24 protein-coding genes and 1 riboswitch are annotated in these 25,325 nt (G+C 38.7%); of the genes, 11 read left to right on the top strand and 13 right to left on the bottom strand.

Going from position 1 to position 25,325, the window contains the following annotated elements; genetic code table 11:
- Positions 1-80: 80 nt before the first annotated feature.
- From U9R83_RS04160 to U9R83_RS04150, 3 genes are all read right to left on the bottom strand, one after another.
- The gene (locus U9R83_RS04160; protein ID WP_014461483.1) at positions 81-590 is read right to left on the bottom strand and encodes an acyl-CoA thioesterase; all 510 of its coding nucleotides are present in this window, start codon (positions 588-590) and stop codon (positions 81-83) included.
- A 151-nt stretch (positions 591-741) separates the two neighbouring features.
- Positions 742-1,788, bottom strand: a complete 1,047-nt coding sequence (locus tag U9R83_RS04155; protein WP_226313317.1) for a DUF5105 domain-containing protein — start codon at positions 1,786-1,788, stop codon at positions 742-744.
- Between the two features lie 182 nt (positions 1,789-1,970).
- Complete coding sequence (locus U9R83_RS04150; RefSeq protein WP_108674395.1) at positions 1,971-3,566, bottom strand: APC family permease; 1,596 nt, start codon at positions 3,564-3,566, stop codon at positions 1,971-1,973.
- 56 nt (positions 3,567-3,622) lie between these two features.
- Positions 3,623-3,701: riboswitch (ZMP/ZTP riboswitch) on the bottom strand.
- Between the two features lie 385 nt (positions 3,702-4,086).
- On the opposite strand from U9R83_RS04150, the gene U9R83_RS04145 reads away from it, so the two are divergent.
- The 3 genes from U9R83_RS04145 to U9R83_RS04135 all read left to right on the top strand — a co-directional run bounded on the left by U9R83_RS04145 (position 4,087) and on the right by U9R83_RS04135 (position 6,766).
- Positions 4,087-4,686 carry a cupin domain-containing protein gene (locus U9R83_RS04145; protein WP_014461487.1) on the top strand — a complete coding sequence of 200 codons (600 nt, stop codon included), beginning with the start codon at positions 4,087-4,089 and terminating at the stop codon, positions 4,684-4,686.
- A gap of 377 nt (positions 4,687-5,063) precedes the next feature.
- A complete protein-coding gene (locus U9R83_RS04140; protein ID WP_013055514.1) occupies positions 5,064-5,267 on the top strand; it encodes a DUF3311 domain-containing protein in 204 nt (67 codons plus the stop codon).
- Positions 5,267-6,766, top strand: coding sequence for a sodium:solute symporter family protein (locus U9R83_RS04135; protein ID WP_014461488.1), 1,500 nt, complete (start codon positions 5,267-5,269; stop codon positions 6,764-6,766). Before U9R83_RS04140 ends, U9R83_RS04135 begins: the two co-directional genes overlap by 1 nt.
- Positions 6,767-6,796: 30 nt before the next feature.
- Here the strand turns inward: U9R83_RS04135 and U9R83_RS04130 are convergent, their stop codons facing one another.
- The gene (locus tag U9R83_RS04130; protein ID WP_243548794.1) at positions 6,797-8,227 is read right to left on the bottom strand and encodes an alanine/glycine:cation symporter family protein; all 1,431 of its coding nucleotides are present in this window, start codon (positions 8,225-8,227) and stop codon (positions 6,797-6,799) included.
- Positions 8,228-8,330: 103 nt separating this feature from the next.
- On the bottom strand, positions 8,331-9,320 hold the full coding sequence (locus U9R83_RS04125) for a glutaminase (RefSeq protein WP_243548791.1): 990 nt from the start codon (positions 9,318-9,320) through the stop codon (positions 8,331-8,333).
- A gap of 266 nt (positions 9,321-9,586) precedes the next feature.
- Between U9R83_RS04125 and U9R83_RS04120 the strand changes: the two genes are divergently transcribed.
- Together U9R83_RS04120 and U9R83_RS04115 are read left to right on the top strand one after the other, a co-directional pair.
- Positions 9,587-10,837, top strand: coding sequence for an ATP-binding protein (locus U9R83_RS04120; protein ID WP_243550290.1), 1,251 nt, complete (start codon positions 9,587-9,589; stop codon positions 10,835-10,837).
- Between the two features lie 4 nt (positions 10,838-10,841).
- Positions 10,842-11,780 carry a response regulator gene (locus U9R83_RS04115; RefSeq protein WP_115653094.1) on the top strand — a complete coding sequence of 313 codons (939 nt, stop codon included), beginning with the start codon at positions 10,842-10,844 and terminating at the stop codon, positions 11,778-11,780.
- A 39-nt stretch (positions 11,781-11,819) separates the two neighbouring features.
- On the opposite strand, the gene U9R83_RS04110 is transcribed toward U9R83_RS04115, so the two are convergent.
- From U9R83_RS04110 to U9R83_RS04075, 8 genes are all read right to left on the bottom strand, one after another.
- A complete protein-coding gene (locus tag U9R83_RS04110; RefSeq protein ID WP_243548789.1) occupies positions 11,820-12,428 on the bottom strand; it encodes a malonate decarboxylase holo-ACP synthase in 609 nt (202 codons plus the stop codon).
- The gene (mdcD, locus tag U9R83_RS04105; RefSeq protein ID WP_182421367.1) at positions 12,416-14,116 is read right to left on the bottom strand and encodes a biotin-independent malonate decarboxylase subunit beta; all 1,701 of its coding nucleotides are present in this window, start codon (positions 14,114-14,116) and stop codon (positions 12,416-12,418) included. Before mdcD ends, U9R83_RS04110 begins: the two co-directional genes overlap by 13 nt.
- Positions 14,103-14,405 carry a malonate decarboxylase subunit delta gene (locus tag U9R83_RS04100; protein ID WP_014461493.1) on the bottom strand — a complete coding sequence of 101 codons (303 nt, stop codon included), beginning with the start codon at positions 14,403-14,405 and terminating at the stop codon, positions 14,103-14,105. The genes mdcD and U9R83_RS04100 overlap by 14 nt, the downstream gene beginning before the upstream one ends.
- Positions 14,406-14,428: 23 nt before the next feature.
- Positions 14,429-15,298, bottom strand: coding sequence for a triphosphoribosyl-dephospho-CoA synthase (locus tag U9R83_RS04095; RefSeq protein ID WP_243548788.1), 870 nt, complete (start codon positions 15,296-15,298; stop codon positions 14,429-14,431).
- 5 nt (positions 15,299-15,303) lie between these two features.
- Positions 15,304-16,956: a malonate decarboxylase subunit alpha gene (gene mdcA / locus U9R83_RS04090; protein WP_243548787.1), complete on the bottom strand. Its 1,653-nt coding sequence runs from the start codon at positions 16,954-16,956 to the stop codon at positions 15,304-15,306.
- Between the two features lie 37 nt (positions 16,957-16,993).
- A complete protein-coding gene (locus U9R83_RS04085; protein WP_140451644.1) occupies positions 16,994-17,920 on the bottom strand; it encodes an ACP S-malonyltransferase in 927 nt (308 codons plus the stop codon).
- A gap of 264 nt (positions 17,921-18,184) precedes the next feature.
- Positions 18,185-19,141, bottom strand: coding sequence for an LLM class oxidoreductase (locus U9R83_RS04080; protein WP_208732719.1), 957 nt, complete (start codon positions 19,139-19,141; stop codon positions 18,185-18,187).
- 57 nt (positions 19,142-19,198) lie between these two features.
- Positions 19,199-20,398 carry an MFS transporter gene (locus tag U9R83_RS04075; RefSeq protein WP_014461498.1) on the bottom strand — a complete coding sequence of 400 codons (1,200 nt, stop codon included), beginning with the start codon at positions 20,396-20,398 and terminating at the stop codon, positions 19,199-19,201.
- A gap of 329 nt (positions 20,399-20,727) precedes the next feature.
- On the opposite strand from U9R83_RS04075, the gene U9R83_RS04070 reads away from it, so the two are divergent.
- The 6 genes from U9R83_RS04070 (at position 20,728) to budA (ending at position 25,219) form a co-directional block, all read left to right on the top strand.
- Positions 20,728-21,096 (top strand): winged helix-turn-helix transcriptional regulator, encoded by a 369-nt coding sequence (locus tag U9R83_RS04070; RefSeq protein WP_014461499.1) that lies wholly within the window; start codon positions 20,728-20,730, stop codon positions 21,094-21,096.
- Positions 21,097-21,179: 83 nt separating this feature from the next.
- A complete protein-coding gene (locus U9R83_RS04065) occupies positions 21,180-21,359 on the top strand; it encodes a hypothetical protein (RefSeq protein WP_014461500.1) in 180 nt (59 codons plus the stop codon).
- Positions 21,359-21,556 (top strand): YwbE family protein, encoded by a 198-nt coding sequence (locus tag U9R83_RS04060; RefSeq protein WP_014461501.1) that lies wholly within the window; start codon positions 21,359-21,361, stop codon positions 21,554-21,556. Before U9R83_RS04065 ends, U9R83_RS04060 begins: the two co-directional genes overlap by 1 nt.
- An 862-nt stretch (positions 21,557-22,418) precedes the next feature.
- Positions 22,419-22,583 carry an aspartyl-phosphate phosphatase Spo0E family protein gene (locus U9R83_RS04055; protein ID WP_014461503.1) on the top strand — a complete coding sequence of 55 codons (165 nt, stop codon included), beginning with the start codon at positions 22,419-22,421 and terminating at the stop codon, positions 22,581-22,583.
- Positions 22,584-22,812: 229 nt separating this feature from the next.
- The gene (gene alsS / locus U9R83_RS04050) at positions 22,813-24,489 is read left to right on the top strand and encodes an acetolactate synthase AlsS (RefSeq protein ID WP_328575070.1); all 1,677 of its coding nucleotides are present in this window, start codon (positions 22,813-22,815) and stop codon (positions 24,487-24,489) included.
- A gap of 16 nt (positions 24,490-24,505) precedes the next feature.
- Positions 24,506-25,219: an acetolactate decarboxylase gene (gene budA, locus U9R83_RS04045; protein WP_182421369.1), complete on the top strand. Its 714-nt coding sequence runs from the start codon at positions 24,506-24,508 to the stop codon at positions 25,217-25,219.
- Positions 25,220-25,325: the final 106 nt, after the last annotated feature.

Raw genomic sequence — 25,325 nt, 5'->3', positions numbered from 1 at the left:
AAACGAACCACTAATCAAGCATCTTGATCAATGGTTCGTTTTTCACTTGAGCTAAAACACTTTTCAGCCTCTCTTTTATCCTACCAAGGTTGTCCTAAATCCAATACCGAGGCTAGTTCATTGCTTTTTTTACGCACTTGTTTACGCGTGGCAGCGCGATCTGCCCCCGTTTGAAACAGGTATTTTTCTTCTTCTGTTTCTGGAATAAGCTCCGGTACTGTTCGGGGCTTTCCATCATCATCCATTGCCACAAAAGTTAAAAATGATGTGGCTGCAATTTGACGCTCCCCGGTTTTTAAATTTTCTTTAATCACTTTCACAAATACTTCCATGGATGAACGACCTGTCCATGATACGTATGACTCCAAACATACAGAATCCTGAGGCGTAATAGGGTGCAGAAAATGAATAGAGTCTGCTGAAGCTGTCACACACTCTGTACGACTGTGACGATAAGCTGAAATAGACGCAATCATATCAATATCACTCATTAACTTTCCGCCAAATAACGTATTGTGATTATTAATATCATTAGGAAAAATGCGGCTCGTTCGAACGGCCTTTGTATCTTTACAATAATTTGCTTTCATTAGTAAGAACCTCCATTGATGCCTATCATAATAAGAATAAAAGAATGAATGAACCTATACTAGCATATTTTGATAAATTTAGCTTTACAAAAAACTCGTTGATTTATTTACAGAAAACAAAAAAGAGAAGAAAAATTCTTCTCTTTTTTGTCTATCGAATATAGCTTGATCCAAACGTTTTACCTAAAGAATCACTGTATAGGTCACTTGACTTTACAGTCCATTTCCCATCTTCTTTCACCATAAAAATTCGTAGGGGACGACTTCCGTCTTTCGTTTCTAACTCATTTACAATATCTTTGAATTTAGAAGCCGCAAACTCTTCAGAGTGTTCTGTATCGTAATCTTTCGTTTCATCTGTATATGCTCTCTTAAGCTGCGATACGTATGAATATAAGTCTGATAAATTAAGAGTAGTGTACTCCACTTCTACTACGGCTTTATTATTTGCATTCGCAATCACATTTGTTTTCACGCTTGCTTTTTCTTTTAAAACATCTTTATACATGTTAAAAAAATCTTTTTTTGCGTTGTCGGTTAAACTGTTAGAAAAAGCACCTTTTAATTCCTCATTAAACGCTTTTTTCTGTTCTTCTATGACAGCTGTTTTGTCTGCTGTTACATATTTATCATAGTCTACGTTTTCTTTGTTTAAGTAAAGGACTTCTGTATAAGCTTGCAGAGCTTTTTCTGGGTCTTGCAGCTTATTATAGCTTTTCGCGTATTTTTTCGTATCCAGTGTTAATGTCACTTCGTCAATTTTTTCATCATAATCAGATGATGTTGGCTGAAGCCCAATTTTGTACTTTTTATCTTTTTTGACTTCAAAGACAAACGTTAAATTTTTTTGCTTTCCAGCGCCAATCTTGTCAGATGTACTGTTTTCTAGTCCGAGCTCACGACTGTTCACTCCCGTTTTTGGGGACAATTGTTCATCTCCTTCGTATAAATACACACCGTCATAATCTGATAAGGATATACTGTTTTTGGATACATTTTTCACTTTCAAATCAACTTTCAACAGCCCTTTTTCTTCACTTGTAGCTCCTTCATCACTATCTACTAAAATATAAGAAGCGCTGTCAATGGATGCTTCAATCGTCTTATTTTTAGCCGAAGTGGATCCTCCCGTTTCCTTAGAACTGTTGCAAGCCGCTAATACTAGCATAAGTACAAAAGCCAAAGCCAAAACATTCATTTTTTTCACAGCTGCCTAATCCCCTTTATTTTGTTTTTTTAGAACTTTATCCCAAATAAAGGTTCCCTCTATATAAATACTTAAACCTTAAAATCTATATTTTTTACAATATTTTGATAAAAACTAAGTCTAAATTCTCCTCTCATCTAAATAAAAAAAACACGAGCATCAGCTCGTGTTTTTTATTTAGATTGAAAATTTTCTTGATTGATTTGTTCAGCTTCTTTCATATATCGGTTAGATTTGCCACTTTTAATTCCCCAGTAATAAAAAGCTAATGATACACAAGCAATCACTACCATATCCCATCCGAAAGGCAAAATATTTTTGCCTCCGAATTTTTCGCTTCCTATGTAGGAAATAAAAATCATGCACGCTAAATAGATAATCATCCAAGCCCCGGTTAAAAATTCTTTTTTAAAGCCTACCCATTTATTTTTCGCTTGGTAATAAAAATAAATGGGCAGGCCAATTGCCATAATAAAGATCACTTCACCTGTAAGCGGCCACCTTGCCCAGTAAAGCGTCAAAGAAGCAAAAACGAAGCCGCATGGCGCAATAACTGATGCCCCTTTTAAATAAAATGGACGGTAAAAGTGTGAAGCCGTTTTTCTTAATGTTATAAGCGCTACAGGGCCCATAATATAAGAGATAAGCGTCGCTACTGAGATCACTTCTGCTAAGACACCCCATCCTCTAAATAAAAAGAGAAACAAAAAGCAAGCTGCTAAATTTAGCCACATAGCTGGGCGCGGAACATTGTAAAGTGGATGAAGAGTACCAAATATCTTTGGCAAATATCCATTTTTCTGCATCCCGTATAACATTCTAGAAGTAGTTGCCGTATATGTAGCACCTGTGCCGGAAGGGGAAACAAATGCATCTGCGTATAACACAATTGTTAGCCAGTTAATTCCAAGTGCAATCGCTAAATCAGCAAAAGGAGAATTAAAATTCAAATGATTCCATCCATCAGCAATTGATGACGGACTTACTGCTCCGATAAAAACAATTTGCAATATAATGTATACAATTCCAGCAATAAAAATTGAACCAATTACAGCTACCGGAATTGATTTATTAGGTGATTTTGCTTCTCCTGCCATATTTACAGGACTTTGAAACCCGTTAAATGCAAACACAATACCTGATGTTGCAACTGCCGTTAAAACACTGGCCCACCCATAAGGAGCAACCCCATGCTCACTTGAAAAGTTTCCACTATGAAAACCAGCAAAAAATAAAGCCCCTGCCGTTAAACCAGGAATAATCAATTTAACAATCGTAATAAATGAGTTTGCTTTAGCAAAAAGATTTACCGTCCAATAATTCACAAAAAAGTAAACGAATAATAACAAAGACGCAACTGCCAAGCCCTTGGGCGTTAAAATGCCATTATCTACTAATTCATGAGTCCAGCGAGCCCATTTCCACGGCCAAGTACTCATATATTGCACAGATGCAATAGCCTCCACTGTTATCGTTGAAGCGATTGAAATCCAGTTAGCCCAAGCAGCCAAAAACCCAATAAATGATCCGTGTGAATACTGAGGATATTTAACCATCCCCCCTGCTTGTGGAAACATGGCGCCCAGTTCAGCATATGATAGAGCAATGGTCAAAATAACCACCATTCCAATAACCCATGAAAAAATAGCCGCGGGTCCCGCAATTTGAGCTGCTTTCCATGCTCCAAACAGCCATCCCGAACCAATAATCGAACCTATGCCTGTCATGGTTAAAGCAAATGTTCCCATCTTCCTTTGCATATTGCTCATCCAAATCTACTCCTCTTCCCTAGGAAAATAAAAAAAACACTTGCGAAATTTTCTCAAGTGTTTGCCCAGGCGCGCGGCTTATACGCTATATGCTCCCCCATGGTCATCCATGTTGCGCCAGTCACATATAGGAATATATTTTTTATCAGTATATAATATTCATTACTATTACTCAATACACAAAAATATTTACATTGCTTTTCTAAAAATAATAAATTATTCGTAAAATTTCGAATAATCCTTCTGAAAACCTCTTTTAAATTACAAAAAGAACTAAAATCCTAACTTTCTCTATCATTTAATTTTTTTACTCCACGAGCAAATTACCTTCTACAAATTATATTAATATATATTATTCATTTACAAAATAAGAATTAACAGCTATATATCCATAGAATTCTTGCACTAGACCCTTTACTTATATACAATATGAAGAAAAGATACTAAAGTGAACTGCCCACCACTTAGCTACGCTTGAAGTGGGACACTGCTTTTGGGAAAACGTTAAAACCTACATATCATGCACTTCGCAACGAATGAAGTACTTCGAGCAAACTTCTCTGTTTACACAAGCAAAAAACAGGGAAAATTACGAAAAAAGATTGTTAGAGGGATGCTTATGAATTATGCAAATGTAAAAGTTCTTTATTTTGATGACGACGGAACCATTCCAAATCACCCTCGTCTCCCAGTTTTGTTGTATGAACACGTATTTATTAGTAAGAAAGAGAAAGTGGAGAGCATTTTTAATTCTCACAACTGGAAAAACAGCTGGGTAGGCGGCATATATGATTTCCACCATTACCACAGCAATTCTCATGAAGCACTAGGTGTAATTAGCGGATCTGCACGTTTAAAACTAGGTGGACATATGGGGGAAAATATCGTGGTGCATGCTGGCGATGTGCTCGTACTTCCTGCAGGCACAGGGCACATGCGTCTGCAGTCAACTGCTGATTTTAAAGTGGTTGGAGCTTATCCTGAGGGCATGGATTACAATTTACGAACAGGAAAACAAACTGATCGCCCTCACGTATTTGATGAAATTGCCCAAGTACCTATTCCTACAACAGATCCTGTTTATGGCGACAAAGGACCATTGACAGAGTGGTGGAACTAGACAAGCACTTATTGTCTAGTTTTTTTATTTGCTCTGTTTTATTCTTCCCATGAATCTCTATTGGAACATACAAATTCTTTTCTTATGATGCAATAGCAATATACTTTATCTCATCGAAATAACAAAAATTTCTCGGTCAAAACTAAATTTCTTCTTTTCCATTTTCTTTTTGCTTCAAGAGCAACTTCGCTTAGATTCCTCCCCTTTTTTTCTTTCATAATCATTTCAAATATACTCTCATTATAAGCTCTTTTTTGTTTTTCTAAAAAAATTTCCATGGATTATAACGAAATTTTCAAAAAACTTATTGCTTTACCATGTCAGACTTGCTATCATAGTGAACATTGTTAGATAAATTTTTAGTAGGAGGAGTAAAATTGAACAGAAAATTCATAATTTTTATTTTATTCATCATTCCATTTATTGCTCAATTCGCTTTTTTACCTTTTGTAAATAACATTCATCCAATTATTTTTGGATTACCTCTTTTGCATTTATGGTTATTTTTATGGGTCTTCTTAACGCCTGTGTGTACATTTATTATTTATCGTTTACAAAAATCTTGGGGGGACATTGAATAATGCAAGGAAATTTAACAGCACTTTTAATCACATCAGCAATTGTTCTTGTCGTTATCGCAATTGGCTTTATAGCGGGACGTGACAAATCATCTAGAAGCTCAGTTGAAGAGTGGGCTGTAGGTGGAAGACGTTTTGGAAGCCTGCTTGTCTGGCTTTTAGTAGGAGCAGATTTATATACTGCTTATACATTCCTAGGTCTTACGAGTACAGCTTATCAGGGAGGAAGCATCGCATTTTTTGCCATCCCTTACTCTGTTTTAGCCTTTTTAATTTCATACTTTTTTCTTCCAAAGCTTTGGACTGTTGCTAAAAAGCACAAACTTACTACACTTGCTGATTATGCCAGAGAACGTTTTAGCAGTAAATTTCTCTCCTCTTTAATTGCCATAGTAGGTGTATTGATGCTTATTCCATATATTGATCTTCAGCTTAGCGGTATTCAAGATACTCTTCGCGTTGCAGGAACTGGCTACATTAACGTAAAAGCTGTCGTTATTCTTTCATTCTTTCTTGTGGCTCTTTATACCTTTTTCAGCGGAATTAAAGGTCCCACATATACGGCAATTATTAAAGATATTTTAGTATGGGCGATTATGTTATTTATGGTTGTTTCTCTGCCAATTATGCATTTTGGAAGCTGGGGCAACATGATCGACAATGTTGCAAAGGATGCGCCTCAGCTATTAACGGTCCCAACACAAGGACCTAAAGGCATTCCATGGTTTATTACAGCATCACTCGTATCTGCTTTAGCTTTATTCATGTGGGCCCACGCTGCTACAGGTGTTTTCACTGCTAAAAGTGCAGATTCGCTTCGTAAAAATGCTATTTTCTTACCGCTTTACAATATTGTTTTAATTCTAGTCATCTTCTTAGGATTTATTGCTTATCAAGTATTACCTCAAGATACAACGGATCCTAGATTAGCATTATTAACCTTAATTCAATATTCATATGGCGGCATTGGCCAAGGGTTAGCTTATGCAACGATTGCTCTTGCTTCATTAATTCCATGTTCTATCATGGCTATCGGAGCGTCTAACTTATTTGCAAATAATATATTCAGAGATTTAATTAATCCAAATGTACAGGGTAAAACATTAACAATGGTTACTCGTTCTATGGTTTTCGTTGTTATTGGACTGGCACTTTTATTCGGTTTATTATTCCCTCAAGCACTTGTTTCCCTACAGTTACTAGGGGTATCCGGTATGGTACAAATCTTCCCGGCTATCGTTATCAGCCTGTTTTGGAGAAATCAATCGAAAGAAAGTACGATTGCTGGATTAGTAGTAGGGCTGGTTGTAACGTTTACCGTCCATGCCACAGGAAATTCATTTGGTCTTTATGAAGGGTTCTGGGGATTATTATCTAACCTACTCGTAGTTGTTATTTTAAATCCAATCTTTTCGGCAAAAACGAAAGCAGCAACAAATGGCGTGAAAGAAACATTATTTTCTAAAGGCACTACGCAAACTGAATTAAAGAAAAACGCATAAAAAAAGTTCAGCCAACTGGCTGAACTTTTTTTAGATAATATTCTCTTTTTCAGAAGGGGATGAAGTCGATTCTCTTTCCCAACATTCAATATTTTGATTGTTTTCTAACGCATCTTTATAAAAGACTGGATTTTTCCCTTCCTTTTTCTGCTGATTATAGTCATGCAAGGCAGAAAACGCCACTTTCGATAATAGAAAAATAGCAATTAAGTTCACCACTACCATCATCCCCATAAATAAGTCTGCCAAATTCCATACAAGCTGAAGCTGAGCGACCGACCCAAAAATAACCATCGCTAAAACACCTACACGATAAGACCAAAGCCACATCTTATTTGAATTTAAAAATTCAATATTCGTTTCTCCATAATAATAATTGCCAATTAACGTACTAAAAGCAAATAGAAATACCATGATAGCTAAAAACCCTGATGCCCAAGAACCGATATGTGTACTAAGAGAAGCTTGGGTTAATTCAATGCCGCTTAGTCCCTGCTTATAGGCGGGGGATAAGAGAACGATAAATGCTGTGCTTGTACAAATCACGAGTGTGTCCGTCAAGACACCAAATGCTTGGATAAGACCTTGTTTAACTGGGTGACTCGTCACTGCAGTTGCCGCCGCGTTGGGAGCACTTCCCATCCCTGCTTCATTGGAAAACAGTCCGCGCTTTACTCCGTTGATTAACGTTGCACCAATTGATCCCCCAAGCGCCTGTTCAAATCCAAATGCATTTTTCACAATTAGAGATAGAACGGCAGGCATTTGATCAATATTTTTAAAGATAATGAACAGAGCCATTCCAATGTATAAAACGGCTAATACGACAACGATGTATTCCGATATCTTGGCGATGCGTTTGATCCCGCCAAAAATAATTACCGCAAATATAACTGTCATAATAATCCCAATCAACAAGCGGCTCGTTCCGAAAGAGTTCTCAAATGCCAGCGTAATCGTATTAGACTGCACAGCGTTAAACACCAGGCCAAATGATAGTGTAATGAATACAGCAAATAGACCGCCCATCCATCTTTTATTTAACCCTTTTTCCATATAGTAAGCGGGTCCTCCTCGAAATCCGTTTGACCCTTTTACTTTATAGATTTGAGCGAGTGTACTTTCTACAAAACTTGATACTGAACCGATAATAGCAATAATCCACATCCAAAATACAGCACCCGGGCCACCAAGAGCAATAGCAATCGCTATACCGGTAATATTTCCCGTCCCTACCCGAGCTGCCATGCTTATGCAGAAAGCTTGAAACGGAGAGACTCCCCCACCTTTAGCCGCTCGTCCTTCTTTCAAAACAAGTACCATTTCTTTCAACATGCGAAACTGCAAAAAACGAGAGCGAATCGTAAAATAAATACCAATTGATACAAGTAAAATAATTAATAAATTCGACCAAAAAAAATCATTGATGACGCTAATCATACTTTCGATTGCTTGTTGCATGCCTATCACCTCATTAAAAAATTTGGTAGAACAAATGCAAAACATGAAAGTTTTTTCTCTTGGTGTTTATATTATTGAAGCGAATGAAGAGTACGTAAATAGGCTAAAAAATACTCAAATCCCATTCTTTTGCGATTTTTTTTAGCAGCATAACGCCTTTTACGCTATTCCCGTACTCATCAATAGCTGGACTGTAAATTCCGATACCGCATCCTTCAGGAAATGGAGACTGCTTTTTCGTATTAGGTGGCACCAATGACATGATTCCTCCTGATACACCGCTTTTAGCTGGCATACCAACAAATGCCGCAAACTTTCCGGAGGCATTATACATACCGCATGTAAGCATGAGCGCTTTTGTTAATTTAGCTACTTCTTTTGGAATGACTTGTTTGTGAAACACTGGATGATATCCGTCTAATGACAGAATTAATCCGATCAGCGCAATATCTTCAGTCGTTACTTCAATTGAGCACTGCTTTAAGTAAACCTCTAGAACTTCTTCTACTTCTCCTTGTAAGTAGTTTGTTTCTTTTAAATAGTAGGCAAGCGCACGATTTCGATGAGACGTTTGCCATTCTGATTCAAAGACGGTTTCATTAATGAGTGGTGTTTTCCCGGTAAGCATTGTTATCACATCAAACAAATAGCTTAATTTTTCTTTTGCCGTCTCCCCAGATAAAAGAGATGAAACCGTTAAAGCACCGGCGTTAATCATAGGATTGAACGGCTTTCCTGGTTTATGCATTTCCAGTCTTATAATAGAATTAAATGCATCTCCAGTTGGCTCTACATCCACTCTCTCTAGTACATAAGGAATGCCGCAGCATAAGCAGGCTGCTATAAAGCTAATGACTTTAGAAATACTTTGAAGAGTAAATACCGCTTCGTAATCGCCAGACTGGATAACCGTTCCGTCAGCACCAATCAAACAAATACCTAATTGAGACGAGTCCATATCTTTCAGTGCTGGAATGTAATCAGCCGTTTTTCCTTCTGACGAAAATTCTTTTATTTGTTGCACCCACTCCTGTAACCGGTCTTTTGCAGTGAGCTGTAAGTAAGACATTTCCTGTTCAATTTCTCTTTTCATTAAAATCACCTCATCACTTCATTAACTTTTTATTTTAAAGCGCTTTCATAAAGCGCGATTTCATTTTCGTTTTTAATGTACAATGCAACCTACGAGAGCATACAGAAACCTACAAAACTTTTTGGGATTATATTTTTATCTTTGGCACTCTTCTCCATTGTGCTGGACGCTGTCACAATGTATACTAATTCACGAATCACTTCAGGAGGTGCAATTATCTGAATTTTAAATCTTTCATTCAAAAAGATCCGTACATTTTATTGCTCATGCTCATTACTGTTCCGCTGGCGGGAGAGTTAAAATTTTATCCGTTAAATGAAACATTTCGAATTACATTTGGAGCTCCTACATTTTTCTTTTTCCTGTTGCTTTTAAAACGGAAAACCGTGTTATCTGGCGGCTTGTTAACAGCTTTAAGCGTCGTTCTCTTTCGCATCATGCTCGATTATATCATGCTCGATCATTTTCAATTTGCGGCTTCTGCACATACGCATTACCCTACGTTTTTCTTCTACTTTACGTATGCACTTTTATTTTTTGTTTTTAAAGTAAGCCGCATGAACTATAGTGCTATTGTAATTGGATTGATTGGACTCATCATTGAAATTGCTGCTGATATAGTGGAACTAACTGCGCAGTATATCGTTTTGCACACAACAATCCATGTCGATTCATTATCTGACATGGCCGTTATTGCTTTTGCTCACAGCTTCATTGTACTTAGCTTTTTTAATATGATGACGATTTATGAATCACAGTCACGAGAACGTCAAATTCGCAAACAAAATGAGCACATGCTAATGCTTATTACAAGCCTTTATGAAGAAACCGTTCATTTAAAAAAGACCCTTCATAATACAGAAGTGATTACAAAAGCCTCGTACGATTTATACCGTGTATTAAATCAGCAAGAAAAAGATCATTCTGTGCTAAACCAAACGCTCAGTAAAAAAGCGCTTCGGATTGCCGGAGATATTCACGAAGTAAAAAAAGACAACCAGCGTATTTTTGCGGGCTTATCTAAAACAATTTCAAATGAAAGTTTCCAAAATTATATGAAAGCAGAGGAATTAATCGAGCTGATCGTACGCATTAACAAAAAATATGCTGATTCCCTTCACAAACAAATTACCTTTTTTTCCTCTGTAAACGGGGAACATTTCAGCTACCACGTTTATACCATTTTATCGATCATTAATAACTTGGTAGCAAACGCAGTGGAAGCGATTAAAGATGAAGGAAGGATTGTTTTATCGGTACATAGACAAGCTGAACATGTAGAATTCCATGTACAAGACAACGGTCCTGGCGTGCCTTTGAAGTACGAAAAAGCTATTTTTGAACCTGGTTTCACCTCAAAATACGATCAATTTGGAAACCCCTCTACTGGCATTGGCCTTTCTTATGTAAAAGATATTGTTCAAGAGCTTGAAGGTACGATTAAAGCTACACAAGAAGACAGCGGAATGACGTTTATCATTCAAATCCCCCTTCGTAATCTAATTCAGAAAGGATGAGTTTATGCGATTTTGTATTACAGATGACGATTCAGCTATTCGTTCAACGCTCAGTCAGCTGATTGAAGATGAGGATTTAGGAGAAGTTGTAGAAGAAGTCGTCGACGGAAGCTTTTTAGATGCTTCTATGTTAAATTTAAAACAAATTGATATTTTATTTATCGATTTACTTATGCCAGGACGGGATGGGATCGAAACGATCCGTCATTTAAAAGATTCATTTAACGGAAAAATGATTATGATTTCACAGGTAGAGTCTAAAGAATTGATAGGAGAAGCCTATTCATTAGGAATTGAATACTATATTACAAAACCAATTAATCGAATTGAAATTTTAACGGTTATTCGAAAAGTAATGGAACGAATCTCCCTTGAGAAATCAATCGATGATATTAAAACCTCCTTGAACAGTTTAGCGACAGCTCATCACGCTCCCCCTTCAAGCCAGCCGATAACGAAACAAGTCCATCTATACGATGTAGGAAAATTCTTATTAGCCGAGTTAGGTATTGTAGGAGAAAATGGTGCAAAAGATTTACTGGATATTTTACAGTTTCTGTACACTTATGACCAAAGAGAAAGTGTGGAAAAACATTTCCCTTCTCTAAAAAATATTTTTGTGAATGTTGCTGAGAAAAAATTGGGAGCTCACGCGTCTTCCATTGAAATTAATCGTGAAACCAAAGCTTGTGAACAGCGAATAAGACGAGCAGTTACTCACTCACTAAATCACTTTGCTTCTATTGGATTAACAGATTTTTCAAATCCAAAGTTTGAAAATTATGCTTCTAAGTTTTTTGACTTTACAGCCGTTCGTAAAAAAATGAAAGAATTGCAGGGAGATTCTAAAATTTTGCCGATTCGCATTAACACCAAAAAGTTCATTCAAATATTCTTTTTTGAAGCAAAGCGCTTGTTAAGCAAGGAGAAAAGCTGGTATTGATATAAAAGACGGAAAAGGTGCAAATACCTCTTCCGTCTTTTATGCTAATTGATTCAGTTTTACTAAGGAAGGTCCATATACAGTACGCAGAAGCAGCGTCTCTTCGCCCTTTGCATATTCCGCTAGAGAAAATGCTCCTTTTTCTGTTTCTACCTGTACATCTACAGAAACTGAGCACCTCTTTAGCTTACTGACTATCATTTCCGCTTGTTTCACCGACAAATAAGAAGAAAGGCGAATAAGTACATCTAAATCACTGGTTGTCGTGACAACTTCTTCACCGCTTGCAAGCTCGAACCCTACACTGCCGGTTGGTCCCCACACAAATTTTTCAAAAATAATAGCCACCTTTTCTAAAGCGCGTATAGCTGGCATGTTTCTGGACTGGACGTTTTGAAAAAGTGAAACGAGATCTTCCGGCCTAATCCTTTGTTTAACGTTCTGCTCTGATACAAATGCTCCAAAACGCTGATTTCTTCTTTCTCCTCTTACTCCAACAGGTATCAGGCTACCTCGGTGAACAGCCCGTCTTACAACTACAAACGGAGCCTTCGCTAAAGAATGCTCCACCCAATCGGGGATAGGGGTATAACTGATAAGCTTTGCTTCCTCTTTTAACTGAAGCAAATCATGAACTATATATTCCATTGTTTTTCCAACTCATCTCTTACTAATAAAGAAGCTTTTCGCCCTTCCTTTCTTGCTTGCTCACTGTATAGCCGGGTGCTTAAATCGTACACACCTTCACGGCGTACATCTTCTACTGCTCCGGTCAAAATATCTTGAATCGTTTGAACGTCGCGCTCTGTGGGCTGCTCTGCTTGAATACCGCTAACTAGCTCATATAAAGCACCAAGTGAGGCAAATGATTCAATATCATAAGCCATGGATGGGACTTTCTTTGAAGCTTCTTCAAGTTCTTTTATACTTCTTTTAGTAATGCGCGCTGCCGACTGTTTGGACATGGCGTGAACATTCACTCCTTCGTCTTTTAAAGCCACAATTCGGTTTGATTGGTATCCATGAGCCAAAAATGCTCCTGAAATTGCTTTTCCGACAATTAACGTGATAACCGGATGACCTGCTAAGCGCGCTGCTGCATAAGCATCAGCCGCAGCACCGCAAGCATAGTGAATACCTAGAAGTTCTTCATGATAGCCATACGCTTGACTCGGTACGTCCACAATGGCAATTATAGGGCGCGGAGATTGATTTCGATCTTCTTTTATTACTTCACGAACGTGCTTGGCAATTGCCCAGCCTTCATCTAGTCCTACTTCCCCTTTTCGTGCACGTAAGAAACGATTATAAGGATTAGGTACAACCGATATATATCGGACCTTTTCTCTTCCTAGCAATGCGTCTTTATAAAGAACGGAAGGAATGTAAAAATCTGCTTCTTCATCATTTATTAAGGCGTTGATCCACACTCGGCCGCGGCTGTTGGGCATGTTACCTGGAACTTCATTCAGCGAGTAAGAGACTGTTGAAGAGATAGGTTCATTTTTTGTTGCTTTATACAATTCTTGAAACTGATCAGGAGCCATTTTTTTTGAAGGGTCAACCTTACTAAGCAAATGTCTGTAAAAATCTACTTGTTCGGTTTTACTAGTTACTTTTTCTTTCTTTTGAAACGTCTCTTGAACCGCTCGTTGAATAGCAGTGACATCATCCTGTGCTAAGGCATCTGCAAACCCGGTTTCATAGCGTTGAATACCGCCAATCGTTTTCCAGATTAAGCTTCGGTCCCTTGCATCAAACTCTTCAACACCTGCTTCTTGTTCGATCACTTCAGGGCCATTAAGGCCAAACCTTGCTTCTTTTGTCATAATAAGATAACTAAAGAGTGAAGCAGTGATAGACATTCCTCCAAAGCAGCCTACATTTCCTGAAATAACTCCGACAACAGGTGTGTGCTCACGCAAAGCAACCACAGCTGAGCCAATTTCAGATATCGACAAAAGTCCATAATTCGCTTCTTGGAGCCTTACCCCTCCTGTATCAAATAGAAAAACAGGTCTAACAGGAACACCTTTTTTATGATTATTAAGGGCTAGTTCTAAAGCTCCTGCAATTTTAGCTCCCGATACTTCACCAATGCCTCCTCCTTGGAACCCTCCTTCTATTGAAATGACAATGGCTGGCTCTCCTGCTATTAGCCCACTTGCTATGATGACACCGTCATCGCTTTGAGGAACAATATCTTGCTTAGGTAAATGAGGCGATTCGATCCCGTCAAAAGGGCCGAGCAGCTCACAGAATGTGCCTTTATCTAAAATTGCCTGTGCTCGTTCTCTTCCATTTAACTCAATAAAGCTTTGATTATTCACTCCCATTTTCACTCACCTCCAAAGCTTGTGCAAGACGCAAAGCGACTACACCAGGCGTAGCACCGAAATCATTGATGACAATTTCCGCTTGAATCGTATGAACATTAAAGAATCGGTCTAATACGGCTTTCCATGTTTCACTAAACCCTTCACTTCCTGTTCGTACTGATACGCAAGCATGTTCTTCATCAGAAGGAACCATTAAAATTTCTAAATCTCCTGAACCAACAACGCCTACATGTGCACGCTGACTTAACTTTCGATCGGCTTTATATTTAAACACTAACGTTTCCATTGGCCACTCCTCCCTGCAGACGTTTACGATTCTTTAAAAAGAGATATTCGGTCTAAAAATAATACGGCAGCCAGTAAATCTGCGCTTCCACCTGGAGAAGCGTTAGATGATAGAAGCATATGATCCAACACTTCTAGCCGCTGTTTTCCCATTAATGTAGCTACCCCTCCAGCTTCTAACACATTGGATGCAGCCATTTTAACCTCCTCCAACACAGCCGGACCAGCACGATGCAAAATACACGTATCATCAAGGTTGGCGATTAATGTTACTAAAGTATCAATCCTTGCTGATGTTTCATGTATGCCTAGCTTGCGAGCTTTATGTAAAGCAGGCAAGCCTATGTGAATCACATGGGGAAACCCTTGCTGCGCTTCTCCAGCCGCTCCTTTTACGCCATACTGTTTTTTTACACGAAGTCCATTAGATGAATGCAGAGGACAGAAACGATCTGCATAACGAGCAATTTGTCCTGCAGCTTCTGCGATGGATGCTGGTGACGCTTGAATACCGCAAACTGCTGTTGCGGAAGCAAGGAGACCTAATGCCCAAATAGCTCCTTTGTGTGTATTAACACCATGCGTAGCTGCGTACATAATTTGTTCGCCCTCGCGTCCAATTCGAGCAATTTCTTCTCTTAGCGTCTGACTTGGCTGCTTTCCTTGGCTATATAATGCAATCTGTGTAAAGGTCGGTTGTAAAGCATAAGCCGAAGTTAACAGCGTCTCAATATTCATGTCTTGATGAGATCCAGTTGTTGCTGCATCTACGAGCCCAGGCTTAGGTGTAAGTACGGCTTCATCAACTAGAGCAGTAACAGCCATTTTGGCTATTAGACGTGAATAAAATACAGCAGCTGTTTTTGACTCTTCTTGAATACTCTGCATACGCATATTCCTTACCAGCTCCTAAATTTAGCAGGAGGACTATACAAACCATCTGACCATTCTACTAAATCTTCTACACTTCTTGCAGCCAATAATGAACGCTTTGCTTCTGTACGGGGAATCTGTAAATCTTCAGGAAAAGCCACCAGGCCATCTCTGCGCATCTTTTCTACTTTATCTTGGTTGTGCCGCAATCCTATAGGCGTTACCCCTGCTACTGCTGCAAGCGCTGCTTTTCTTTCATCTAAGCTTTGTGCTTTGTATAAATAGGCAATTCCTTCTTCCGTCACAACATGCGTTACATCATTCCCGTAAATCATAACAGGAGCGGTAGCTAAATTTGCCTGTTTAGCTACATTTATTGCATCCAAAGACTCCACAAAAACAGGCTCATTTCCCGCTTGAAAGGTTTCAACCATTTGAACAACTAGCTTTCTGCCTCTTGCTAGTTCGTGCTGCTCGTTTATCATATCCAACCAAGCAGGCGTAGAATGTCGGCGACCTCTAGGGTCATGCCCCATGTTAGGCGCTCCGCCAAATCCTGACAAACGTCCGGATGTGACGGTAGAAGAATTTCCTTCTCCATCTATTTGCAAAGTTGATCCTACAAAAGCATCTACCGCATATTGACCAGCTACTTGACACATCGCACGGTTTGAACGCAGGCTGCCGTCGCGTCCTGTAAAAAACACATCTGGACGTGCCGCTGTGTATTGTTCCATTCCTACTTCTCCACCAAAGCAGTGCACGCTCTCAATCCATCCGCTTTCAATAGCTGGAATTAACGTGGGATGAGGGTTCAGCGCCCAATGCTTGCATATTTTACCTTTCAATCCTAACTTTTCTCCATAAGTAGGCAACAAAAGCTCGATAGCAGCTGTATTAAAGCCAATGCCATGATTTAATGATTGTACGTTGTGGCGCTCATAGATCCCCCGAATTGTCATCATGCCCATTAAAATCTGAAGCTCTGTAATATGACGAGGATCTCGTGTAAATAAAGCTTCCAATTGATAGGGTTGGTCTGCCACGACGATGCAATCAACCCAAGAAGCTGGAATATCGACTCTTGGAAGTTCTTCCACTAGTTCATTTACCTGCACAATAACAATTCCATCCTTAAACGCGGTTGCTTCTATAATGGTCGGTGTTTCTTCCGTATTTGCTCCTGTATATAAATTACCTTGTGCATCCGCTTTGTCAGCAGCCACTAAGGCAATGTTAGGAATTAAATCAATGAAAAGGCGTCCGTAAAGCTCTAGATATGTATGAATTTCTCCCATTTTCAACGTATCATCTTCAATCATTTGAGACACGCGAAGGCTTTGAGCACCTGCGTACGAAAAATCAATTTTTTCAGCAATTCCTTTTTCAAATATGTCGAGATGTTCCGGACGTGAAATACTAGACATAATCATATGAAGGCCATTTATTTTATCAGCGCTTACTCCATTCAGCGCCTTTGATAAAAAAGATGCTTGCTTTTGATTGTCTCCTTCAAGCACTACTTTATCTCCGGGTGATATAAGCAATTCTAACGCTTCAATAATGTGTTCATTACCCAATAACTTTCCTTTAAGAAGATGATCTATTTTCGCAAGGCGAGCTGCTTTTTGATCTCGGCGAGTTGTCCATGATTTTGAAGTTTTTTTTATGCCACTCATGTTCTAGCTCCTTTCTTCTATCCCTAAATTAAGGCGCTTACATTTTTTCTTTTTCCATTAAAATTAACACAGACTTCATGGTAGATTCGGCTGCCGAAATAGCCCTTGCTTCCGGAAAGCTCTTAGCAGTCAAATCCGTTAGTACTCTTCCTGGAGCCATTTCAATATATAATCTTGTACCCATTTCATACATAACTTCCGTCGCATCATGCCAACGAACGGGTAGTGCAACACTCGCTGCCAAATCTTCCTTAACATCAGCAGCTTTCCATAATTTCCGAGCTTTACAATTACCTATAAAAGGAACGACCGGGTCTTTTCCTTTCACTTCAGTTATTGTTTTTCGTAACTCGCTCGAAACTCCTTCCATAAGAGGACAGTGAGAAGGCACCGTTACATGAAGTATTTTAGTTTTTCTAGCCCCTTTTTTAGATGCTTTTTCAAGAACTTTCTCAATTGCTTTTAAGGTGCCAGAAATCGTTATTTGATCAGGAGCATTTAGATTCGCTACGTAAACAGGAGCTGCATCAGTTGATATTTCATGTACAATAGAGAGAAGCTGATGTTCGCGCAGTCCCATTACAACCCCCATACCATAATCATCAGGATAAGCTTTTTCCATCAGTTCCCCTCTTTTTTTCACAAGAAGAAGAGCTTCTTTAAAAGATAACACTTCAGATGTAACTGCTGCTCCAAACGCCCCTATTGAATGCCCTCCTACTACGTCTGGCGAGTATCCTGCCTTTTTAAACGCTCTAGCCGTAGCCACTCCTGCAACAAAAAGACATATCTGAACATTTTTATTATATTTTAATTTTTCTGACGAATCTAACGATAATACATCTTGATGTAAAGCCTCACTTGCTTCTTCAAACGTACTAGCTAATCCCCATTTATTTTTTATATCATGAAGCATATCAGCATATTGTGCGCCTTGTCCTGGAAATAAAAATGCAACACTCATCGTGTTTCTCCTTTCGACTTTGTATCATCCAAGGAGATAATGGATACTTTTATTATAAAGAACATAGGATCAATAACTCTAATACATATTTCTTATATATCCTATAACTTGAAATATATAAAAAGAGATTGAGACATAACGAAATCAATGAAATCTACGTTCATCCTACCAATAAAAAATCCGAACGAGTTAGATTCTCCATTAAGAATCTAACTCGTTCGGATTTTCCTTTAACTAAACTGCTTTTGTCCCAGCCTCTTTTTGCTACATATGACCTGGAAAATGCGGAAGCACTTCTTCACCAAGCTCATGTATGACTTCTTCAGCCGGACGCTTACTATCAAAAAGAGCAAAAAAGAGGTGATTAACTCCTATTTCTTTATAAATAGAAAGAAGCTCAATTAATGTATTACGACCTGCTCGAAATCCTAAACGAATTGGCGTTGGCATTTCATTTGGATCTTCTGCCAAATCTAGATGCATAGGCTGTGTAAAAGGTTTAAAAACGCCTGGATGATAGCTGTCAACCAGTTTCCTCCATTGTGTAATAGCTTCTGCCTGAAAATGCGGATGACGAGGATAATACATCCAGCCGTCTCCATACTGTGCAAACCACTCCATATTTTGCTGACTGTATCCCGTAATCATCGTTGGAATACGTTTCGTTGGCTTAGGAACAACGTTTGCTCCTTGAATGGATCCCAAAGCAGACTGGATAGATGGAAATTCTTTATTTAACGCTTCTTCTAAATAATGAAAAGCCTCTACAAATCGCTTTCCTCTTTCTTCATGAGGAATACCTAACCCTCGAAAATCTGCTTGACGGTCTCCAGAAGATACGCCCATAATCAAACGCTCAGGAAAAAGCTGATCAATGGTTGCCATTTCTTTAGCTACACGAAGCGGATGGCGTAAAGGCAGCACAATAGCAGATGTACTGAGAGCAATTTCTTTTGTTTGACTAGCAAGATAAGTCAAATAAATAAGCATATCATAAATTTGACCCGTGGCTGGATCACCAAATGATGGATCTTGAAGAAGGACATCACGGAACCATAAGCTTGTAAACCCATATTGTTCTGCAAGCTGCGTGAGCTCTACTTGTTTCTCCATCGTAGGCGTCGCATACTGATAATTTTCAAGCGGCATATGCAAACCTAATGTTAACTCATTTTCCTTGTACATACGACGATATGCCTTGTGATCTTGAAATGTAGTCATTTGCTTCCTCTCCTTTTATAACTAAGAGATCATCGCAAAAAGCGATGATCTCTTTTTTTATTTTGCTTTTGCTTCTATTGAACGGCTCCATGCCGTTAATAAGACCGCTCCTAAAACCATAACTCCTCCAATCCAGGGAGTATGAACAAGACCAATGGAATCAACGATTAGGCCGCCTACAAAAGAACCAATGGCAATCCCAACGTTAAATGCAGCAATATTAAGCGCAGAGGCTACATTTACTGCTGAAGGGACATACTTTTCAGCTAAGTTCACGACCAGCACTTGCAGTCCAGGTACGTTCATAAATGCCAATAAGCCCATGGCAAAAATCGTGATTGTTCCCGCTACTTTAAACGACGCGGTAAACGATAAAATAACTAAGATAACTGCTTGAATTAAAAACATCCAAAACAATGCTTTTAATGGATTTTTATTAGCAGCTTTTCCTCCGATCGTATTTCCGATAGCTACCGCTACACCATATACCAGTAGCAAGATACTAACTGCGCTTGGTGCGTATCCTGTTAGCTTTTCAAGAATAGGCGCTAAATACGTATAAGCTACAAACGTTCCCCCATACCCTAAAGCAGTAATAGCAAACGATAGTAAAAGCGGCCCGTTTTTTAAAATTTTCAATTGATCACTAAACTTTGCCGGCGGCGCTTCTTTTAAGTTTTTAGGTACTAAAAGAGCACTTGCAATAATAGCAATAACGCCAAGTAAAGCTACTCCCCAAAATGTTGCTCTCCAACCGAAAGCTTGTCCAATAAATGTACCAAGCGGAACACCTGTAACAGTTGCAACTGTCAAACCTGTAAACATTAAAGCAATGGCACTTGCCCGCTTATCTTCCGGCACCAAATCAGCAGCGATAGTCGCACCGATAGAAAAGAAAATCCCGTGTGAAAATGCAGTAATAATTCGTGCTATAAGCAGCAGACCAAAGCTTGTTGATAAAGCTGCTACTGAGTTTCCTACGATAAAAATAACCATCAATAGCATCAACAGTGATTTTCTGCTCATTTTACTTGTTAAAGCTGTTAATACGGGAGCTCCAAATGCAACCCCCATTGCGTATCCTGAAATTAATAACCCTGCTAGTGTGATGGAAATATTTAAATCATCTGCAAGCGATGATAATAAACCTACTGGAACAAACTCTGTAGTCCCGATTCCAAAGGCGCTAATAGCTAGCGCTAATAGCGGCAAAGCACCGCTTTTTTTACTTTGTTGCGTTTGTGAAAGTGTGTTCACTTCTTAACGCCTCCTGTTCATTATAATAACTTCTTTATAATAGCTTCTTTTACGGCTGATTAGCTTAGGTACCTTTCATATATTCGCTAACTCGCCATCAACAATTGTTATTATGAGCGATGTAAAACCAAAGAAAAAGTACGCACTTTCAAGTGATATAGGTACCTGGAGGTTACAATAAGCGTAAATACTAAAGTCATGAACTATTGGGTATTCTAAAAAAATGCTTACACCTAGAAAATTCTGCGCTATAGTGGTATGATAAACATCAGAAAAAATGCGAAACCATGCATTTAACCGTTATCTCTAGAACAAGGAGAGTTGTTAACGTGAAAAAATATAATATTCCAGTGGAAGCGGCACTAGAAGTCATTGGAGGCAAGTGGAAAGTCGTTATTCTTTGCCACTTAATTAAAGGGACAAAGCGCCCTGGAGAATTAAAAAGAATTATGCCGCGCGTTACACAAAAAGTATTAACGCAGCAGCTTCGCGAACTTGAAGCAGACGGCATCATTGTTAGAAAGATATACAATGAAATGCCGCCTCGAGTAGAATATTCTTTAACAGATTACGGATGGTCTTTAAAAAGCATTCTTGATTCATTATGCTCTTGGGGAGAACATCATATTGAAAAAACGTACCCTGATAAAGAAGCTGTACTTATGCAGCCTGTAGAAGAAGTCACTGTTTCTAATTAAAAAAAGCTGACTAGATAGTCAGCTTTTTCATTCCCTTACTTTCGTTGTTTTTTAAACGATGTACGTATTCAGGAGGAACCCTTATGACAGAACAACTTAAAAAGAAAATTAGTCTTCAAGATGCTATCAAACAGCAGCTTGCTAATAAGAAAAATCAATCTTCAAATAAAGCTAAGAACGGCAGCACCAATCAAGCAACCAAAAAGCTGACGAGTCAACAAACCAAAAAAACGAATAATCAGCGAAAGAGAACAGGTGTATAATGAACGGTCAAAATAGAAAAGACATAGCTCCTGGAACTAAAGTCGACATTGTTTTAAAAGCAGATCAGCGTTCTGGAAAACTTACACACGGAACGGTCAAAGACATTCTGACCAATTCAAGCTTTCATCCACACGGCATCAAAGTCCGTTTAACAGATGGACAAGTCGGACGTATAAAAGAAATTTACCCAAATTAAAAAAGCATGTATTCTACATGCTTTTTTAATTTACACTTTAAATAAATCTACTTATTATTTCCTACTTTTGTTAAAATAAAGAAGCACTGTCGTCCCCTTTCTTTCCCTTGGGAATTCACGCAAGGAAGAAAAAGGTGGTGGATAGTCTGAGACGAATCCTCAAGTCATTTTTCCTAGATGCCGAGAATGTTCAGCTCCTAACGGCTTACGTAGAGCTTTTAGGAGCCATAGTCGCTCTTATTTTGCTATTTTTCCAGTAGTAAAATAAGTAATCACCGATAAGTATCCTCTAAAAGGTTCTTCATCCATAAGGCTCGTGTGCTGATTGTCTTTAGGGAATCGTGTTTGGCGGCACTTCCCTATAGTAAAAAGACAGCTTCCTTGCAGAAATGGACAAGGTGTAGTCAGCTACGGCCGATTATGGGTGCGGGACCTTTTTCTTTATTAGTCTATGTCTTTTTTAAATTTCCATACACAAAAATAAAAAAACCTCCGAGTTGGCGGTCTCGAAGGTTTTTTCTAGTGAATCGTTTTCGACAAATCCTCATCCGGGCTAACAAGGTTCAGATCTAATAAGATTATGTGATGAATTTCTTCACCTTACAAGTTACACTTGTGAAAGCTAAGAATTCATTCGCTTGTTAAGAATAACTGAACGTGCGCTCCAGATTATCATTTTTCCTAGCCTCAGTATATCATACTTGTTGAAAACAGGTAAAAAAAGTGTTCGACAAAGCTTGTCAGTAGCTCTTCACCTATGTCATATTTTTCAAAACAAAAAACATTTTACAAATATGAAGGAATTTCATACTATTAGATAAAAGATAGAAGATAGAAGTATTCTGACTTGGAGAGGATTTCAATGAAGCAACCTCAGTTAGAAAAAGAAATTCGAGCCTTACAATCAGATATTTACCAATTAGCTAAGAAAACAAGCAGCTATTCTCACGGTGAGATTTTAAAATTAAGTCAAAAACTAGATCAAAAAATTGTTAGTTACCAAAAGCTTTTTAACCATACCAAATAAGAGCCGCGTAGGACTTTCACTTGCTATCCCTCAAGTACCATAAACCTACAAATAAAACAGACATGTTTTATTCGCAATAGGTACATCTCTGCTTCCCTAATTAATAGGGAAGTTTTTTATTTAGAAAATTAAAACCTTCTCCTTTCCTTTGGTTAGTTGTCATACAAATTGGGTATTCAATCAGTAGACCTTAAAACTTATTTAAAAAACATAAAGGAGAGAATGCACGATGAGTAATGCCGATACTACTGAAACAAAAAAAGGCGCCGATTTACTAGTAGAAAGTTTGGCAAGTCAGAATGTGCCTTATATTTTTGGCATTCCAGGAGCCAAAATTGATGGCGTATTTGATGTTTTGAAAGAGAAAGGACCAGAAGTAATTGTTTGCCGCCATGAACAAAATGCTGCGTTTATGGCAGCTGCTATGGGAAGACTGACAGGTACGCCGGGCGTTTGCCTTGTCACATCAGGTCCAGGTGCCGCAAATCTAGCCACTGGCCTTGTTACTGCTACTTCTGAAGGTGATCCAGTGGTAGCCCTAGCAGGAGCCGTCCCAAGAGCAGATAGATTAAAAAAGACGCATCAATCAATGGATAATGAAGGACTATTTAAATCTATCGCCAAATTCAGCGTTGAGGTAGAAGATGCTGCAAACGTTCCAGAAGTGATAACAGACGCCTTTCGCGAAGCTGTTTCTTCTCCTTCAGGAGCATCTTTTGTCAGCTTGCCGCAGGATGTAATGGATAGCGAAACATCAGCTTCCACTCTATCCGTTCTAAAAACTCCTACGATTGGCGCTGCTAATTTAGACGCTGTTGCCCAAGCTATACACACTATTCGCATAGCAAAACTACCTGTTTTACTTTTAGGTATGAGAGCAAGTAAATCTAAAGCAGTGGAATCAATCCGTCAACTTATAGAAGAACATGACCTTCCTGTGGTGGAAACGTTCCAAGGTGCGGGAGCTGTTTCACGAGAGCTTGAAACTCACTTTTTTGGACGAGTAGGTCTTTTTCGCAATCAGCCTGGAGATGTCTTATTGAAGCATGCTGACGTCGTCTTAACAATCGGATATGACCCAATTGAATACCCTCCTTCTCTTTGGAACTCAGAAAGTCAAAGAAGCATTATTCATTTAGATGATGTACAAGCGCAAGCTGACCACCATTATCAGCCGGAAATTGAGTTAGTAGGGGATATTCCAAGCACAATTGACATATTAACGGATAAACTCCCACATTTAATACGTTCAAAAGAAAGTGCTTCTTTTTTAAAAACATTAAAAAGCAAACTTGAACAACCTGACGATCAGTACGAGTTTTCTAATGACACTCACCTTCATCCCCTACAATTAATTGAAATTTTGCAGAACTTTGTTGAAGATGACACTACCATCACATGTGACGTTGGTTCGCATTACATATGGATGGCTCGTTATTTTCGTTCCTATGAACCTCAGCATTTACTATTCAGCAACGGCATGCAGACGCTAGGTGTTGCTTTGCCTTGGGCTATTTCAGCTGCACTCGTTCGCCCCCATAAAAAAGTTCTGTCCATGTCTGGAGACGGCGGTTTTTTATTTTCAGCTATGGAGCTCGAGACAGCCGTTCGGTTAAACTTACCAATTGTTCACATTATCTGGAACGATCAAACCTACGATATGGTTGGCTTTCAACAGCAGATTAAATATGGCCGAAAATCTGCGGTAGAGTTCGGCAGTGTAGACTTTGTTACGCTTGCTGAAAGTTTTGGTGCCAAAGGATTTAGAGTTAACTCACCAGAAGAATTTTCGGACACTCTAGCAAGCGCTTTTCGTGAACAATGCCCCGTTATCATCGATGTGCCTGTAGATTATAAAGATAATGAAAAATTAAATACACAGCTACTGCCAGATCAAATTAACTGAAAGGACTGAGTAAAGAATGAGCAATGAAGAAAAATTAACGATTTACCAAACTTCCACTATGATCGCTTTATTAGACGGAGTATTTGACGGTGTTGTCACTTACAAGGACTTAGCTAAAAAGGGTGATTTCGGCATCGGTACGTTTAATCAATTGGACGGTGAAATGATTGCCTTTGACGGAGAATTTTATCATATTGCTGATGGGAAAGCCGCCCCTATTAGCGAAGATGCAAAAACACCATTTGCCATTATGACAACCTTTTATGAAGATATCTCTTACCGTGTAGAAAAGGAAATGAACCGTGAACAACTAGAAACCTTAATGAACAAGCTTATTCCAAGCCCTAATTTATTCTATGCAGTTCGCATTGACGGGAAGTTCAAAGAAGTAAAAACCCGCACGGTTGCAAAGCAAGAGAAGCCCTATCCTTCTATGGTAGATGCAGCGGCTGATCAGCCTACATTTACATCTTCTGATGTAAATGGAACACTAGCAGGTTTTTACACGCCAGAATATTCCTCAGGCATCGGTGTTCCCGGCTATCACCTGCATTTCATTGATGAATATAAAAAAGAAGGTGGACATGTTTTAGACGTCTCCGTTCAGGATGTTACAATTCAAATCTGCAAAAAAACGAAATTAAATCTCAATTTATCGGAAACAAGTGAATTTTTAAATGCTAATTTAGAAGACCATGATGTAGAAGAAGAAATTGCGACGACTGAATAAGCAACGATACTTTTACTGTAAAAAAACTCTCATCGTTACGCATGACGATGAGAGTTTTTTCACTCGAGTTCACCCCGCATATCTATCACAACACAGAAACCTTCCG

Origin of the sequence: Priestia sp. LL-8 (assembly GCF_036227845.1) — a bacterium.
GTDB lineage: Bacteria > Bacillota > Bacilli > Bacillales > Bacillaceae_H > Priestia > Priestia zanthoxyli.
The sequence above is the reverse complement of the archived record's forward strand: the minus strand, read 5'-3'. Positions and strand labels throughout refer to the sequence as shown.